We start from the raw sequence: 16,092 nt of genomic DNA on the forward strand, positions 1-16,092 counted from the left end.
TTCCAATCGAACCCAGAGATAGCTGGTTCTCCTCGAAATAGCTTTAGGGCTAGCGTTTAAAAAGTCTACTGGAGGTAAAGCACTGAATTTCCTAGGGGGGCGAGAGCCTTACCGAAGAATATCAAACTAAGAATGCCAGAAAGATATTTTAAGCAGTCAGACTATGTGTGATAAGATTCATAGTCAAAAGGGAAAGAGCCCAGACCAACAGCTAAGGTCCCAAAGTGTGTGTTAAGTGGAAAAGGATGTGAGATTTCGAAGACAACTAGGATGTTGGCTTAGAAGCAGCCACTCATTCAAAGAGTGCGTAATAGCTCACTAGTCGAGAGATCTTGCGCCGAAAATGTCCGGGGCTAAAACACACCACCGAAGCTATGGAATCAATTTATTGATTGGTAGAGGAGCATCTAAACAGCGATGAAGCAGTATCGTAAGAAGCTGTGGAGCGGTTTAGAGAGAGAATGCCGGAATGAGTAGCGAGTAAGTATAAGTGAGGGTAAATCTTATAGGCAACGAAAGTATCTAAGGTTTCCAGGGTAAAGCTGATCTGCCCTGGGTAAGTCGGGACCTAAGGCAAGGACGAAAGTCGTAGTCGATGGACAACTGGTGGAAATTCCAGTACTACCTATAATCAGAACTGCAGGGACGCAGAGAAATAAGAATTGCACGAAATGGGAATGCGTGTGTAAGCAACAAGCGGTCTTCTAGGAAAAACCGGAAGAGCAAAGCAAGTTGTGATACGGACCGAAATTTAAGTAGGGAAGATTCTGAAAGAGCTGCCAAGAAAAGCTGCTATTGCATTATAGGTACCCGTACCGCAAACCGACACAGGTAGATGAGGAGAGAATCCTAAGGCCGACGGGAGAAGTGTTGTTAAGGAACTCGGCAAAATGACCCCGTAACTTAGGGATAAGGGGTGCCAGTAGAAATACTGGCCGCAGAGAATAGGCCCAAGCAACTGTTTAGCAAAAACACAGGTCTCTGCTAAATCGAAAGATGAAGTATAGGGGCTGACGCCTGCCCGGTGCTGGAAGGTTAAGGGGAGAGGTTAGGAGCAATCCGAAGCTTTGAACTTAAGCCCCAGTAAACGGCGGCCGTAACTATAACGGTCCTAAGGCAGCGAAATTCCTTGTCAGGTAAGTTCTGACCCGCACGAAAGGCGTAATGATTTGGGTACTGTCTCGACAGCACGCCCGGTGAAGTTGTAGTACAAGTGAAGATGCTGGTTACCCGCGACAGGACGGAAAGACCCCGTGGAGCTTTACTGTAACTTGATACTGAGGTTGGGTGTTACATGTACAGGATAGGAGGGAGGCAGTGAAGTCAGTACGCCAGTATTGATGGAGCCAACGTTGGGATACCTCTCTTGTAATACTTAACTTCTAACCATAGTCCGTTATCCGGATTTGGGACAATGTCAGGTGGACAGTTTGACTGGGGCGGTCGCCTCCGAAAGAGTAACGGAGGCGCTCAAAGGTAACCTCAGAATGGTCGGAAACCATTCGAAGAGTGCAAAGGCATAAGGTTGCTTGACTGTGACATCGACGGATGAAGCAGGTACGAAAGTAGGACTTAGTGATCCGGTGGTATGAAAGTGGGATTGCCATCGCTCAACGGATAAAAGCTACCCCGGGGATAACAGGCTTATCTCCCCCAAGAGTTCACATCGACGGGGAGGTTTGGCACCTCGATGTCGGCTCATCGCATCCTGGAGCTGTAGCAGGTTCCAAGGGTTGGGCTGTTCGCCCATTAAAGCGGTACGCGAGCTGGGTTCAGAACGTCGTGAGACAGTTCGGTCCCTATCCGTCGTGGGCGTAGGAAATTTGAGAGGAGCTGACCTTAGTACGAGAGGACCGGGTTGGACGGACCGCTGGTGCATCTGTTAGACTACCAAGTCTATAGCAGAGTAGCCAAGTCTGGATATGATAAACGCTGAAGGCATCTAAGCGTGAAACAGACCTCAAGATAAGATTTCCCATTCGTAAGAAGTAAGACCCCTTGCAGATTACAAGGTAGATAGGTTGGAGGTGTAAGAGTGGTAACATTCGAGCTGACCAATACTAATGGTTCGAGGGTTTGACCTAATTTAAAATGGGTTTTGTGTAGTATATTCTTTTCTTCATTGTGTTCAGTTTTGAAAGTACAATATTCCTCGATAGCTCAGCGGCAGAGCATTCGGCTGTTAACCGAAGGGTCGTAGGTTCGAACCCTACTCGGGGAGCTGTAAAATTTAGGCCCATTGGTCAAGCGGTCAAGACACCGCCCTTTCACGGCGGTAACGGGAGTTCGATTCTCCCATGGGTCATTTTGGTAATAATTTGCTTTTAGGAAACATTTGTTCTCATTAAGTGGTTGCCAAGTTAGGGCGGCATAGCCAAGTGGTAAGGCAGAGGTCTGCAACACCTTCACCACCAGTTCAAATCTGGTTGTCGCCTTTTTATTTTTTGTAGTTAATAGGGAGAGGATTTTGTATCTTCTCTTTTTTATTGCAGAAAAAAGTAAAAAGAATGAGAAAAATAACTTTTACATATATAAAAAAGTGGACAGGAATATGTAACCTGTGTTATGATAGATAATGACTACATTACTAAGGAAGTAGCTATTTAAATTATATGTTCTATTTTGAAGAATTTTTATTGAATAAATTTTATGTATGTGTTTATAAAAAACATATATTTAATAATTAATGTAAATTAATAAAATAAAATTCTTATATCATATGATTATCGAATTGGAGGAGGGACATGCCCAAGGTAATAGTATATATTGCAATGAGTTTAGATGGATATATTGCAGATGAAAATGGAGGAGTAAATTGGCTTCATGGTGATGGAAGTGATATTAAAAATATTGGTAGTTTTTTAGAATTTATAGAAACTGTAGATACTGTAATTTTAGGTTCCACAACGTATGATCAAATTGTAAATGAATTGTCACCAAAAGAATGGGCATATAAAGGTAAGCAAACGTATGTTCTTACCAATAAAGAATATAATTCGAGGGAAGAAATAATATTTACAAATCAAAATATCGGAATGTTAATTGATAATATAAAAAAGAAAAATAATAAAAATATTTGGATTTGTGGTGGAGCGAATATTATTAGTCAATTTCATAATGAAAATTTGATAGATGAATATTGGATAACCATCATACCGATTATATTAGGAAACGGACTACGTCTTTTTAATGCAAAAAATATAGCAGTTAACCTAAAATTACTAGCTACTAGAAGTTATAATGGAATTGTAGATTTAAAATATAAAAAGCAATAAGATTTTGAAAGGATTTTGAAAGTGATTAGATTTGTAAAAGACACAGATATTGAAAGAATTTATAAAATTTATAGTTATTATGTAACATATACGGGAGCGAGTCTTGAAATAGAATTACCTAGTTTGGAAGAGTTTAAAAATCGTGTGAATACCATTGCTAAAACTCATTCATATATAGTATATGAATTAGAAGGAGATATTATTGGTTTTGCGTATGCGACTAAATTTATGGATAGAGAAGGGTATAAATATTCTGTTACAACTTCTATATATCTAGATCCGAGCTTTGTTGAACAAGGAATAGGAGAGTATTTATATAAAGCATTACTAGCATTGCTAAAAGTACAAGGTTTTTATACTGCTTATGCTATTATTACGTCTTCTAATAAAAAAAGTATGAAATTTCATGAAAAATTAGGCTTTACTTTAGTAGCTACAATGGAAAAAATAGGTTATAAGTTTGATGAATGGTTAGATACAGCGTATTATGTATATCCAATAAAAGACATTGAAGAACCTGCTAAAGAACTACAAGGTGTAGATACTGTTGATTTTATTAAATTTTATTAAAGAAAAGGGTCGATACTATTAAATAGTACTTGACCCTTTTTTGTTTATGAAGATTTGATATTAATAATTTTGGGATTTTGATTGCCTTGACCAATATCGATATTACTAATAATAGAAGTATTTAATGGTGCAGAATAACTAATATTGCGGCTAAATGCAAAATCTAAAGAAACAACTTCATTACCACTTGGATTTAACGAAAGATTTTTGGAACAAACTAGATCACACTCAAACCTACCACCTCTAACACGTAATCCACTATATGGGATTATATGGTTAAATTCATAATTAAATTCTTTATCAGAATTATAATTAATGATTTCTGAGTTAAATTCTCCAATTAAAATCCAACTATTAATTTTTTTATTTTCTGTCCAATCTTCAAAAGTTTTAAGCATTGACTTTACGTGAGCTGTTGATTCAGAAGTATTAGTAATAGCACGCATAGTTGCGATAGCAATATCTTCATCATACATTACAAGTACAGGGCTATCCATATTTTTAATGAGTTCTTCAAATTTAAAATCGCGTTTCAATTCTTGTTTTACCAAAATACAGATATGACAGTGTAAATTGGTAGCAGTAGGATTAGGCTTAGTTAATATACAGATATAGTTTTCATATTCTTCTTCTAGTATAAAACCAGGATTACTACGGCTACCTACTTCTTGAAGCATAAAAACATCAGGACTAATGTTTAGATCTTGCATTTTGGTAGTTAGGACGGAAAATTTTTCATTACCATTACCTTGCATATTACAACTTAGGATATACATTGTTGGAGACTCCTTTAAATAATAAATATTGAATTACTATACATTATTATGTTCAAAAATAAAAATTTTAATTATTACTTTAAAAAAAAGTTTTTATATCAAATATTGTTAATTAAACCATGAAGTTTAAATTTCTCCATGGTTGGGATATTTATTAAATATTTTTGTGAATTTTTTTCATTAATAATGGCGATGCTATTATAAAAGTAATTGCCATGACATAGAAGAAAACTAAATCAATTGAATTAAATGATGAAAAATTAAAGTACTGTTCTGTATAAGCAAGAGATGATTGATATTGCAGTTCAATAGAAGGTTGCTGAGATGTTGAAATTAGAGACTGTTCTACTGCTGAAGTATTGTTGTTAGATATCATTAATTGTGAAGATGTGAGATTGGAGTGTTCATTTGCTACTACAGAATTTGTGTTAAAATTTATGTTTCCAAGAGTAATAACAATATAAGCAGCAACAATAATTAATATTTTGGGTAGTACGTATTTGGTAATAACAGTAATGATTTTTTTAGCGGTTGCAATAATTTTTTCTTTATTGTATAAGGTATATGCACAGACTGAAAACAAAATGAAATCTGGCATGACATATGCTATCTTGTGTAATGAGGCTAAGCCAGCGTAGACTTCTAATCCATGGCCAAGAACTGCTGCATCAATAATGATGATTGGCAAAGCAATAGCAGTTTTAACAGTATACGATTTATAAGAACTGTGTGTAGATGTGAAATGAGTAAAAATAGTATTTATTTTCTCAATTATCAATTTATGGTTAATTACGAGGTAAATTAATAGTGCCATAAATGTAAAAGTTCTAATCCATTTGGCAAATAATATACCAATAATTAATTTATCAAAAATTACGACTAATAATCCTGCAATACCTAGTTTGATCAAAGTTGGTAAATAATTTTTTATAACTGCCATGTACGTACCCTCCTTTCTTTTTTATACGATTGTATTATATTCTGCAATTGTATGCTTTAGCACTGATTGAGCATTGATTTGGTAAAATAGATGAATTAGTATATTAATTTTAAGGAATGAATGTAATACTCTTACAGATGAGGTTGATTTTTGCCAAATTACATGATATATTTAAAAAAAATATAAAAGGAGATTTTATGAATTATAACTATAGCTTAATAGAAAAAAAATGGCGCAAAAAATGGGAGGAAAATCCTATCAACAAAAAAACACCTAGCAAAGAAAATTATTATTGTTTAGATATGTTTCCTTATCCTTCAGGAAATGGACTACATGTTGGGCATTGGAGAGGATATGTGTTATCGGATGTATGGTCTAGATATCAAATTTTGAATAATAAATATATACTGCATCCAATGGGATGGGATGCGTTTGGATTACCAGCTGAAAATTATGCAATTGCAAAGAAGATGCATCCGGCAATAGCGACAGCAGAGAATGTGAAAAATTTCAAAAGGCAGTTAGAAGAAATTGGAGCTATATATGATTGGGAAAAAGAGGTTAATACAACCGATCCAGAATTTTATAAATGGACACAATGGATTTTTTTAAAAATGTTTGAAAATGGGTTAGCATATGAAAAAGAAATGCCTATTAATTGGTGTCCATCTTGTAAAACAGGGCTTGCAAATGAAGAAGTTAAAGAGGGGCTTTGTGAAAGGTGTAGTAGTGTTGTGACAAAGAAAAATCTTAGGCAGTGGATGCTGAAAATTACAGCATATGCTAGTAGACTGCTGGAAGATTTAGAAAATTTAGATTGGCCTGAAAAAGTTAAGAAAATGCAAGCAGATTGGATTGGAAAAAGTTATGGTGCTGAAATTGACTTTGAAGTTGAAGGTCTAGATGATAAAATTAAAGTTTTTACTACTAGACCAGATACACTTTTTGGAGCAACCTTTATGGTATTAGCACCAGAAAATGCATTGGTAAGTAAATTAGCAACTAATGATAAAAAAGAAGAAGTTGAAAAATATGTGTTTGCTAGTAGTACAAAATCTTCTATAGATAGAATGACCGACAAAGAAAAAACTGGAGTATTTTTAGGGAGATATGCTATAAATCCGCTAAACGGAAAACGAGTACCGATTTGGATTTCCGACTATGTGCTTGTAGATTATGGTACAGGTGCAATAATGTGTGTACCTGCTCATGATGCCCGTGATTTTGAATTTGCGCAAAAATTTGATCTGCCAATAACTCCTGTAATTTCAAAAGATGGAGTAGAAATAGAATTATTAGAAGCATATACAGAAGAAGGGGTTATGATAAACTCTGAACAGTTTAATGGAATGAAATCTAGTGAAGCTAAAAATGTTATTGCAGATTATCTAGAAAAAGAGAATATTGGAAAGAAAACTACAAATTATAAGTTACGTGATTGGGTATTTTCGAGACAAAGATATTGGGGAGAGCCTATTCCAATTGTGCATTGTGATAAATGTGGTGTTGTTGGGGTTAAAGAAAGTGACCTTCCTGTAATGTTGCCTGATGTTGAAAGTTATGAACCGACTGGAACGGGTGAATCGCCGTTAGCGGCTATAACAGAGTGGGTTAATACTACTTGTCCTAAGTGTGGAGGACCCGCAAAACGCGAAACTAATACTATGCCTCAATGGGCAGGGTCTTCATGGTATTTTTTAAGATATACAGATCCTCATAATAAAAAAGAGCTTATTAGCAAAAAAGCAATGAAAGATTGGTTGCCTGTTGATATGTATGTTGGTGGAATTGAGCATGCAGTATTGCATTTATTATATGCAAGATTTTACACAAAATTTTTGCAAGATATTGGAGTGGTAGATTTTAAAGAACCATTTACAAGATTATTTAATCAAGGTATGGTTACTAAAAATGGTATTAAGATGAGCAAATCTAAAGGAAATGTGGTTTCTCCAGATGATTTAGTAAAAAATTATGGTTGTGATTCGCTTCGTATGTATGAATTGTTTATTGGACCTCCAGAGCTAGATAGTGAATGGGATGACAGAGGTATTGAAGGTGTTTATAGGTTCCTAAATAAAATATGGAGACTTGTGAGTACTAACAAAGAGATTAAACAAAATACTGATTTAGAAAGAGAACGCCATAAGCTTATTTATGACATTACTACACGTATGGAAGGCTTTAGTTTAAATACTGTAGTGAGTGGATTTATGGAGCATACTAATAATTTGCTAAATCTTCAAAAGCAATTTGGCGGAGTTGATAAAAAAACTCTTGAAACCTTAGTAATTCTTCTATCTCCAATTACTCCTCATATTGCAAGTGAATTATTTGAAATGTTGGGGCATTCTACATCTATATTTGATGAAAAGTGGCCTAAATATGATAAAAAGAAAATGGAAGATGCAGAAATCGAAATTGTTATTCAAATATCTGGAAAAATGGCAGGTAAATTGAAAGTGGCAAAAAATGAAACAGAAACAGAAATTATATCTAAGGCTAAAGAAATTGTAAAAGCAAGACTTGAAAATAAGAATATTATGAAAGAAATTTATGTACCGGGTAGACTTATAAATATTGTTGCAAAATAATAATATTTGGGGGCAATATGCCCCTTCACTATATACGAAAGGATAAATGAACATATGGTTGTTTTACAAAATAATAAGTTAACAGCGAAATTTAAACTAAAAGGTGCAGAACTTACATCTTTAGTAAATAATGAAGGAATTGAGTATATTTGGTGTGGAGACAAAACTTATTGGGAATATCAAGCACCTATTTTATTTCCAATTGTAGGTAGAATTGTAGACGATGAATATATTTATGAAAGAACAACATATCCGATGCCATCTCATGGTTTCGCAAGGCATCAAACATTTGACGTAATAGAGCAAACTGAAACAAGTGTAACTTTTGAGCTAAGGGCTTCTGAAGAAACGAAAAGAATCTATCCATTTGAATTTGTATTGAATATAATATATACATTAAATGAAGATACGCTAGATACTAAATATGTAGTGAAAAATATGGATAGTAAAAAAATGGCATTTAAAATTGGAGCTCATCCAGCAATTAGATGCCCATTACTAGAAAATGAGCAATTTGATGATTATAAAATCACATTTGATTCCGAAGAAAGTACCACAACATTTGGATGTTCAAAAAATGGTTATGCTGATGTAATCAAAAGATTTTTTAAAGGGACTACTATACATCTCTCTCATCAATTGTTACATGAGAGAGTAATTATTTTTGAAGGATTAAAAAGTAGTAAAATGACGTTGCATTCGAATAAAAATAAACATGAAGTAATTTTTGATATAACAAATTTTCCATATGTAGCATTATGGTCTCCAGATGCGCCGTTTATTTGTTTTGAACCTTGGTACGGTCATGCAGACTTTGTTCATGATAGCAAAGAGTTGATAAATAAATCGACAGCATTAAAATTAATGTCGCAGAAGCAATTTGAGTGTGTTCATAAAATAACAATTAAATAGGGTTCCAGATTTAGTAGAACCCTTAATAATCATAGCTTTATTGTAATAAATTCATTGTTGTATGGGAACGAAACTATTCTTGTCTCATTTTTATTTTGAGCATGTAAATTGACTTGATATACAGCTTGAGAGTTATAGGTTTTATAATAATAAATGCCACGATTTAAATCCATACAACTTGTATATTGTGTGTAGTCAATATCTCCTTGAGAAGTAATAAGAGCGCCTTTGGGAATAGATACATTGGCTAATATTTGAAAAAATGTTGCTTCGTTTATATCTACACTATTCTTTTGGGCAAATTCCCTAAATAAAGCGGCACGTACAAAGCGAGAAGGTGCAGTGAAATCTCCAGGAAGCCCCAAAAGACCAGTGCCATTACTAAGAGCATTTATGGCGGTGCCTTGGAGATTTAAAATTTGCTTTGGTATGAGATTAACATATTGACTCAAATTTATTCTTTGCCATAAAAAATCAGGTGAATTAGTCAAAACTCCATAGGGATTATCAAAAATTCTAGAATTTCCTTTAGTTTGTTCTAGGACTATGGTTTCTCCAGTTTTATCAGTAATTATAAAATGAAGAGGTGAATTAGGAAAACTTTCATCAAGTTGTGTGTCTACTAAGTTAATATTTGTGAGAGATGTTCTTGCCTCTTGAATAGTTTTAAAGTTACTTAGAAGCCATAATGGAAAGTTAAAAATATCTACGTTATTTTTGTTGGGGAGATTTTTTTTTGAATATACAGCATATTTGGGAAAATTGAGTCCAGCAACTCCAAGCCCTTCTTCATTAAAAGCATCTGCAAAGAGTGGAAATCCATTAAATTTTGTTGCCATTCCCAAAATTGCATATTTGGGCTCTGCCACAAGAGGAGGTTTATTAAATCTAAAATTTCTGGGAACAAAAATGATTTCTTGATTAAAAGAATATTCAAGATCGAGTGTTCTACCAAATAAATAAGTATCTTGGCTAGTCTTTAAAGTAATAGCAGTGCACATATCAGATACCCTCCTTTAAAATTAAATTTATAGTTATTATTCCCAAAGTTATTATTTTTTATCTATGTTTGTAGGTAAAAACGTAAACATTTTATCTTCAAAGGTCTGCGGACAAAGCATTAAAATAACTATATCTGGATTGACTTCATTAATATGTGTTAATAATCCATCGGGTGTATTTTTTCTAAGATCTACCATATGAACCTCGCCATATTGCAGAGATAAGAAAGGACCTAGAGGTCGTGCAAAAGAATCTCGTATTATAAATATTTTTTTGTCATTTACAGAAAAATGATTGGTGATTTTAAGATAATCAACATCCCAACCTAAATATATTTCATAAATATTAGTCTGATGAGGGACATTTAACGCTATATTTGCTTGTGTATGCATAAGAGTTTCAGAGAAAGAACCCGTTTTGTGGATATTCTTAGTGGGAATATCTATCGTAAGGTATGTATCAAATTTTGGATAAATTACAGTAAAATCATCACTACCCGCAAATGATTCACTTGTTCTAGAGCCTCGGGAACCTAAAAAGATGTTTTCGTAGGTATCACAATGATAGTTGTTAATATCTTGAAGATATGAATTAGGAATTACAGATAAAATTGGTGATATAAAGTCGGTAATCTTGGAAGTGGCCCAAAAAGCTGTTTCAATTTTATAATGATGATCAGTTTTGTAAAATAAATTATAATGGGATAATCCTTCAGCCATAATTAATTGTCGTAGATCTAGTACAGAGATATCATCAAGTTGAGAAATTAGATTATCAGCATTGCGATTAGCAAAAGTTTCATAACCAAGAGGTAGTTCAAAATCATTAGGTAATTTATGAGGTGCTTGTATATATATAAATGGTATATTTAAATTATCGAGATATTCATTAAATTTTAGTGTATTGGTGGCGTAAGGTTCAGTATCAAGTTTGGGAACAGCTTCTGTAAGATGCCCATTAGAAAGTTTGATAACTCGATTTAGTTCTTTGTGATTAAAAAGGTTAGCAATATCTGCATTTAAGTTGATATAATATTGCTTATTTATAAAATTTTCAGCAAATAATTTTTCTATATTTTGGTTGGTTTCTTTTATAGAGACATTTTCATGTTTTGCATGATTATATTGATCAAAAAACATGTCAATATTTTGATTACTAATAAAAAGTAAAATTATAAAAAATAGTATAGCGGTCATAAGATATTCCTCCATTTTAATATAATATACAGATTATGTCACATATAGATGATTTTGTCTAATTAAATCCGTTTATCCTAGTTTGCCAAAAATATAACATTATGATAAAATATTTTAAATACATGCAAAAAGGGGTGTCTAAAAGAAAAAAAATGGAAAATTTAAAATTATTGCAATTAGAGCATGATGTTATTATATTAATAGATTGTATAAATGATAGTTATCAGATTTTAATGGATACAAAAAATTATTTTGATGCCACGTTTAAAAAAGAAGGTAAGCTAAGTAAATTAAGAGTATCTGAAGAAAGAAAATTTCCAGATATGGACATTAAAGAAATCTTAGATAGAGTATTTAGTGAACAAAAAAAATTTCAAGTAAATTTTGAAAATGAAATTAGTTCGTATATACATTTATTCTTATATCTTCCTCAAAAAGAAAAATATCTTTGTTGCATACATGAAAATTATAATTTAGAAGAAAGCAGTGTGGAAAAAACATTTGAAAAAGCTAATATGAGGCAACAATTAAGCAATATGATAACTCAATTTTTTAAAAATATTTTTTTCAAATATGAGGCTGTGGAAAAAGTATTTATGTTTTATGAAGATATTTTGTTTAGTAAAGTTATTTTGGTGATTTCATATGAAGAAATATTAAGGTCAAATTTTATACACTATGATGACGTAGAAAATTTTGAAAAATTTATTCAAGGATTTACTAAATTAAAAAAAGATAATGCAGAATTTCGCTTAAAATTTAGAGGAGATAGTTATAATTGGTTTAGAATGTATTATGATATAGAATTTAATGATAATGAAGTTATAAGTGTTTTCGGAGTATTAAAGGTAATTGACGCTGAAATAAAATATAAGTATAAATCAGAACGTGATTTGCTAACAGGATTATATAACAAGCTAACAACAGAAAGACTTGTTGAAAAAGCTCTCAATTATAGTACGGCAAATAGTTATTTGATCATGATAGATGTGGATAATTTTAAAGCTATAAATGATAATTTAGGACATATTTTTGGAGATGCAGTATTAATTAATTTAGCTGATAGTCTAAAATCTATTTTTCACCAAATTGATATAATAGGGAGGATTGGAGGTGACGAATTTTTAGTATATACAAAGCATGTTGAATCTACAGACAGTTTGTGTACGATACTTGAAAAAATTTGCAAGGCTTTTAATCAGAAATATTTAGATGGATATATGGAGCATGAAATATCAAGTAGTATAGGAGTAAGTCGATTTGGAAAAGATGGAGTGACTTTTGGTGAACTTGCAAATAAGGTAGATATTGCTATGTATCAGGCGAAAAATGCAGGTAAAAATCGGTACGTAATTTATAATGAGATGGAGTATGATGATAGTCTGATAATAGAGGGAACGCATTTTAACTCTATGAAAAGAATTTCTTCACATTTTATAGATATTGATATTTGCTTTAACCTATTTAATGTTTTTTATGGTGAAAAAAATCCTATTGAATGTTTAGATAAAATAATGAATATATTGGGAAATCAATATGATATTGACAGAGTATATATTTTTAAAGTTAATAAAGCATTAGGAAAAAGTATGTTTAAGTATGAATGGGTCAATGGAAAATCTGATGACATGCCAGCTCTTCCCAGAGAGATACCGTTATCTCTAATTCAACCAATTTTAAATTTATATGACGAAGGAGGAATTTTCTATTTTGATTCTTCTATGGAATTTGGAGAAGAGTTTTGGGCGGGAATGCCATATAGAGACATTAAATCTATGCTACATTGTTCAGTAAATATAGATGAAAATTTTATGTTAACAATAGGATTTGATAGATATACACCACAGATTCAATGGACCCAAAAAAGTATTAATACTCTGGTTTTTTTGGCCAAAACAGTAGGAGTGTATTTGTTGGGACTTGGAAATTTGAAATTCTTTTTAGAAAGAGGTGATGCGTAGGTGTTTGATGACTTAAAAGGAGATGAATTATTTCTGCATATTCATGACGCCATTGCTATTTTAGATGAAAAAAAGGTCATTACAAAATTTTGATTGATAAAATAGAATATTTTGTTAAGATGCCACCAATAGGTAAATTGGATACATTTCTTATTGCTCAAGACAATAGTGTATCTAGCAATAAAACACTGCATTTAAAAACGAATTTAGGATATTTAAGTGAAAAGAAATTAAATTTTAATGTATTAAAAAATGATGAAAAATTTTTGATAACTTTATATTTTATTCCTAAACAGGAAATATACGTTTATTGTGTAGATCATTTAAATGAAGATTTTGTGGTAATAGGCTCATCGAAGACTAAAAAGAAAGTTAGTTATTCTATGACTAATGTTATGTTTACTTTAAATGAAAATGCATTTTTTACGTTTGATATTGCAAAGAATGAATTTGTTTTTTATCGCGATTTTTTAATGCATAATGCATACAAAACTATCCCCTTAGTAGAATTTTATACTAAAGGATTGGTAGAGAAAGATGTAGAAATTTTTAGCGAATTTATTAAAAGTATGAAAAGAGGAGAACAGTCAATTTATGAGTTTAGACTGAAAACTAATAGTAATACTATGCCGTGGATTAGTATAGCGTATGATATAGAGTTCGAAAATGGAAAGCCTACAAAAATTTTTGGTGTAATTAAAGATATCGATGCAGAGGTTAGATATAAATTTAACTCGGAACGAGATTTGCTAACTGGTTGCTATAATAAAGTGACAAGTATAGAGTTAGTAGAATATATCTTAAAAAATGATTATGCAAAGGGAACGTGCTATTTAATAATAATTGATATCGATAATTTTAAGGCAATTAATGACAATATGGGGCATTCTTATGGAGACATAGTACTGACATCTTTGGCAGAGCGATTGAAAAATATTTTTAGAAGCGGAGATGTTATTGCACGAATTGGCGGCGATGAATTTATGGTGTTTTTGAAAAATCTTAAAGACGAACAAGTCTTAAAAGAACGGCTGAATGCAATTTTACATGCATTTAATAATGTATATTTTGATGGAGTTAATAAATATGAAATTTCTAGCAGTATAGGAGTATCGTCGTATAGTCGAGATGGAAATAATTTTGCAACGTTATTTAATAAAGCAGACATAGCCATGTATAATGCAAAGCAAGGTGGCAAAAATCAATATTGTATATACAAAGAAAATATGAAAGCGAAAAATACTGATTTACAAAATACAGGCATTGATTCAATCAAAAGAAATAGTGCGCAGTTTATTGATGCGGCTGTATGTTTCGAAGTTTTTAAAATGTTATGTGAAAGTGAGTTAAAAGAAAAGGTGATTTTAAGAATATTTGAATATATAGGAAAGCTATTTCATATGGATCGATGCTATATTATGAAATATGATGAGGAATTACAAGTGTATAAGCACACCTATCAATGGTGTAATGAAGGAATAGAAAAATCTAAATTTGATACTGTGGACGAAAGTTATATTAAGGAGCTAGTAGCATTGTATGGCGAACAAGGTATAGGTATTTTTTCTAATACTCAAGAAGCTCCAGAATGTTTAGTGGAGGTATGTATAGACGATAATATTATATCAATGCTAAATTGTGCAATCGAAAAAATGGACAAAGTTCAATTGATTGCTGGATATGACAGGTGTACTAAAAATCATGAGTGGAATCAAAAAATGATTAATACGCTAATATATATTTCTAAAATTATAGGGGTATATTTGACAAGCGAAAAAATTGCAATGAATCAAAGTATACCCCTCACAAATGGAGAGGTGTAAAATTAACTTATGGTAAGTGTTTGCCAGCAGCTGTGTATAGCCTATACCATTCTTCTCGAGTAAGAGTAATCTGAGAAGCTTTAGCAATGTTTTGGAGTCGTTCGAAATTTGTGGTCCCAACAATGGTTTGAATCTTTGCAGGATGTCTTAAAATCCAGGCAACAGCGATCGCACTATTAGAAACAGAATATTTTTGCGTTAGTTCATAAATTACAGAATTTAATAAACTATATTCCGGATTATCAAGGAAAGTGCCACTAATAAAACCTTTTTGAAATGGTGACCATGCTTGAATGGTAATATTATTTAATCTGCAATAGTCTAGGATGCTTCCATCTCTATTAATTCCGGCATCAAAGCTTGTATTTACATTTAAACCAGAATCAATTATCTTACATTCAGGAATACTCAGTTGCAGCTGATTTATAGCCATTTTTTGACTACAATATTGGTTTAAGAGTTGGATTTGATAAGCATTAAAGTTGCTAACACCAAAATATTTTACCTTGCCAGATTTTTTGAGCTCATCAAAAGTTTCGGCAACTTCTTCTGGTTCGATTAATGCATCAGGACGATGGAGCAATAATATGTCTAAATAATCAGTTTGGAGGTTTTTAAGACTATTGTCAACAGAATAAATTATATGCTCTTTTGAAGCTTCATATAGTCCTTTTTTTATACAACATTTGCTTTGTAATATCATTTTTTCTCTGATAGAACTATTCATTTCGATTGCTTGGGAAAAAAATTTTTCTGCTTCACCGGCACCATATATATCAGCATGATCAAAAAAATTGATGCCTTCGTCCAATGCTGTTTGTATTAACCTTTGCGCATCAGATTGAGATAAGCGATTAATTCTCATACAGCCTAAAGCAATTTCTGGTACTTCTAAGTTGATTTCCTTAATTAAGATTTTTTTCATAATGTGCTCCAAGTTTTATAAAATTTTATACCTATCTATAACTTATCATTCATTATAGGTAATAGTCAAGCCGCCTTGACAAATAAAAATTGGATTGCTATACTGAATTTTAGCAAAC

General features: G+C 32.2%; 11 protein-coding genes, 3 tRNA genes and 1 rRNA gene (1 of these 15 only partly in view). 10 read left to right on the top strand and 5 right to left on the bottom strand.

Features of this window, described 5'->3' with window-relative positions; translation table 11 throughout:
- The 6 genes from PCY70_RS05545 to PCY70_RS05570 form a co-directional block, all read left to right on the top strand.
- Positions 1-2,084, top strand: a 23S ribosomal RNA gene (locus PCY70_RS05545) (it extends 822 nt beyond the left edge of the window).
- 65 nt (positions 2,085-2,149) lie between these two features.
- A tRNA-Asn gene (locus PCY70_RS05550) sits at positions 2,150-2,221 on the top strand.
- 12 nt (positions 2,222-2,233) lie between these two features.
- Positions 2,234-2,305 (top strand) — tRNA-Glu (locus PCY70_RS05555).
- A gap of 59 nt (positions 2,306-2,364) precedes the next feature.
- A tRNA-Cys gene (locus tag PCY70_RS05560) sits at positions 2,365-2,435 on the top strand.
- Between the two features lie 309 nt (positions 2,436-2,744).
- Positions 2,745-3,275 (top strand): dihydrofolate reductase family protein, encoded by a 531-nt coding sequence (locus tag PCY70_RS05565; protein ID WP_305768735.1) that lies wholly within the window; start codon positions 2,745-2,747, stop codon positions 3,273-3,275.
- A gap of 21 nt (positions 3,276-3,296) precedes the next feature.
- On the top strand, positions 3,297-3,845 hold the full coding sequence (locus tag PCY70_RS05570; RefSeq protein WP_010165785.1) for a GNAT family N-acetyltransferase: 549 nt from the start codon (positions 3,297-3,299) through the stop codon (positions 3,843-3,845).
- Between the two features lie 44 nt (positions 3,846-3,889).
- Here the strand turns inward: PCY70_RS05570 and PCY70_RS05575 are convergent, their stop codons facing one another.
- Together PCY70_RS05575 and PCY70_RS05580 are read right to left on the bottom strand one after the other, a co-directional pair.
- A complete protein-coding gene (locus PCY70_RS05575; protein ID WP_010165783.1) occupies positions 3,890-4,621 on the bottom strand; it encodes a hypothetical protein in 732 nt (243 codons plus the stop codon).
- A 154-nt stretch (positions 4,622-4,775) separates the two neighbouring features.
- Positions 4,776-5,561: a hypothetical protein gene (locus PCY70_RS05580; RefSeq protein ID WP_305768736.1), complete on the bottom strand. Its 786-nt coding sequence runs from the start codon at positions 5,559-5,561 to the stop codon at positions 4,776-4,778.
- Positions 5,562-5,758: 197 nt separating this feature from the next.
- On the opposite strand from PCY70_RS05580, the gene leuS reads away from it, so the two are divergent.
- Both leuS and PCY70_RS05590 read left to right on the top strand, forming a co-directional pair.
- On the top strand, positions 5,759-8,155 hold the full coding sequence (leuS, locus tag PCY70_RS05585; RefSeq protein WP_010165779.1) for a leucine--tRNA ligase: 2,397 nt from the start codon (positions 5,759-5,761) through the stop codon (positions 8,153-8,155).
- Between the two features lie 54 nt (positions 8,156-8,209).
- Positions 8,210-9,067, top strand: coding sequence for an aldose 1-epimerase family protein (locus PCY70_RS05590; RefSeq protein ID WP_305768737.1), 858 nt, complete (start codon positions 8,210-8,212; stop codon positions 9,065-9,067).
- Positions 9,068-9,096: 29 nt separating this feature from the next.
- Here the strand turns inward: PCY70_RS05590 and bsh are convergent, their stop codons facing one another.
- On the bottom strand, positions 9,097-10,068 hold the full coding sequence (bsh, locus tag PCY70_RS05595; protein ID WP_010165775.1) for a choloylglycine hydrolase: 972 nt from the start codon (positions 10,066-10,068) through the stop codon (positions 9,097-9,099).
- A gap of 51 nt (positions 10,069-10,119) precedes the next feature.
- On the bottom strand, positions 10,120-11,265 hold the full coding sequence (locus PCY70_RS05600) for an alginate O-acetyltransferase AlgX-related protein (RefSeq protein WP_305768738.1): 1,146 nt from the start codon (positions 11,263-11,265) through the stop codon (positions 10,120-10,122).
- A gap of 152 nt (positions 11,266-11,417) precedes the next feature.
- Here PCY70_RS05600 and PCY70_RS05605 point away from each other — a divergent pair, with 152 nt between their 5' ends.
- Together PCY70_RS05605 and PCY70_RS05610 are read left to right on the top strand one after the other, a co-directional pair.
- Positions 11,418-13,226: a GGDEF domain-containing protein gene (locus tag PCY70_RS05605; RefSeq protein ID WP_305768739.1), complete on the top strand. Its 1,809-nt coding sequence runs from the start codon at positions 11,418-11,420 to the stop codon at positions 13,224-13,226.
- A gap of 89 nt (positions 13,227-13,315) precedes the next feature.
- Positions 13,316-15,049: a GGDEF domain-containing protein gene (locus PCY70_RS05610; RefSeq protein ID WP_305768740.1), complete on the top strand. Its 1,734-nt coding sequence runs from the start codon at positions 13,316-13,318 to the stop codon at positions 15,047-15,049.
- A 7-nt stretch (positions 15,050-15,056) separates the two neighbouring features.
- On the opposite strand, the gene PCY70_RS05615 is transcribed toward PCY70_RS05610, so the two are convergent.
- Positions 15,057-15,974 carry an aldo/keto reductase gene (locus PCY70_RS05615; protein WP_305768741.1) on the bottom strand — a complete coding sequence of 306 codons (918 nt, stop codon included), beginning with the start codon at positions 15,972-15,974 and terminating at the stop codon, positions 15,057-15,059.
- Between the last annotated feature and the right edge of the window lie 118 nt (positions 15,975-16,092).

This window comes from Candidatus Epulonipiscium viviparus (assembly GCF_030708075.1).
GTDB classification, from domain to species: domain Bacteria; phylum Bacillota; class Clostridia; order Lachnospirales; family Cellulosilyticaceae; genus Epulonipiscioides; species Epulonipiscioides viviparus.

Coding starts and splice junctions, on each gene's coding strand:
- PCY70_RS05575 (WP_010165783.1), bottom strand. CDS start 4,621: ATGTATATCCTAAGTTGTAATATGCAAGGTAATGGTAATGAAAAATTT.
- bsh (WP_010165775.1), bottom strand. CDS start 10,068: ATGTGCACTGCTATTACTTTAAAGACTAGCCAAGATACTTATTTATTT.
- PCY70_RS05605 (WP_305768739.1), top strand. CDS start 11,418: ATGGAAAATTTAAAATTATTGCAATTAGAGCATGATGTTATTATATTA.
- PCY70_RS05590 (WP_305768737.1), top strand. CDS start 8,210: ATGGTTGTTTTACAAAATAATAAGTTAACAGCGAAATTTAAACTAAAA.
- PCY70_RS05580 (WP_305768736.1), bottom strand. CDS start 5,561: ATGGCAGTTATAAAAAATTATTTACCAACTTTGATCAAACTAGGTATT.
- leuS (WP_010165779.1), top strand. CDS start 5,759: ATGAATTATAACTATAGCTTAATAGAAAAAAAATGGCGCAAAAAATGG.
- PCY70_RS05565 (WP_305768735.1), top strand. CDS start 2,745: ATGCCCAAGGTAATAGTATATATTGCAATGAGTTTAGATGGATATATT.
- PCY70_RS05600 (WP_305768738.1), bottom strand. CDS start 11,265: ATGACCGCTATACTATTTTTTATAATTTTACTTTTTATTAGTAATCAA.
- PCY70_RS05615 (WP_305768741.1), bottom strand. CDS start 15,974: ATGAAAAAAATCTTAATTAAGGAAATCAACTTAGAAGTACCAGAAATT.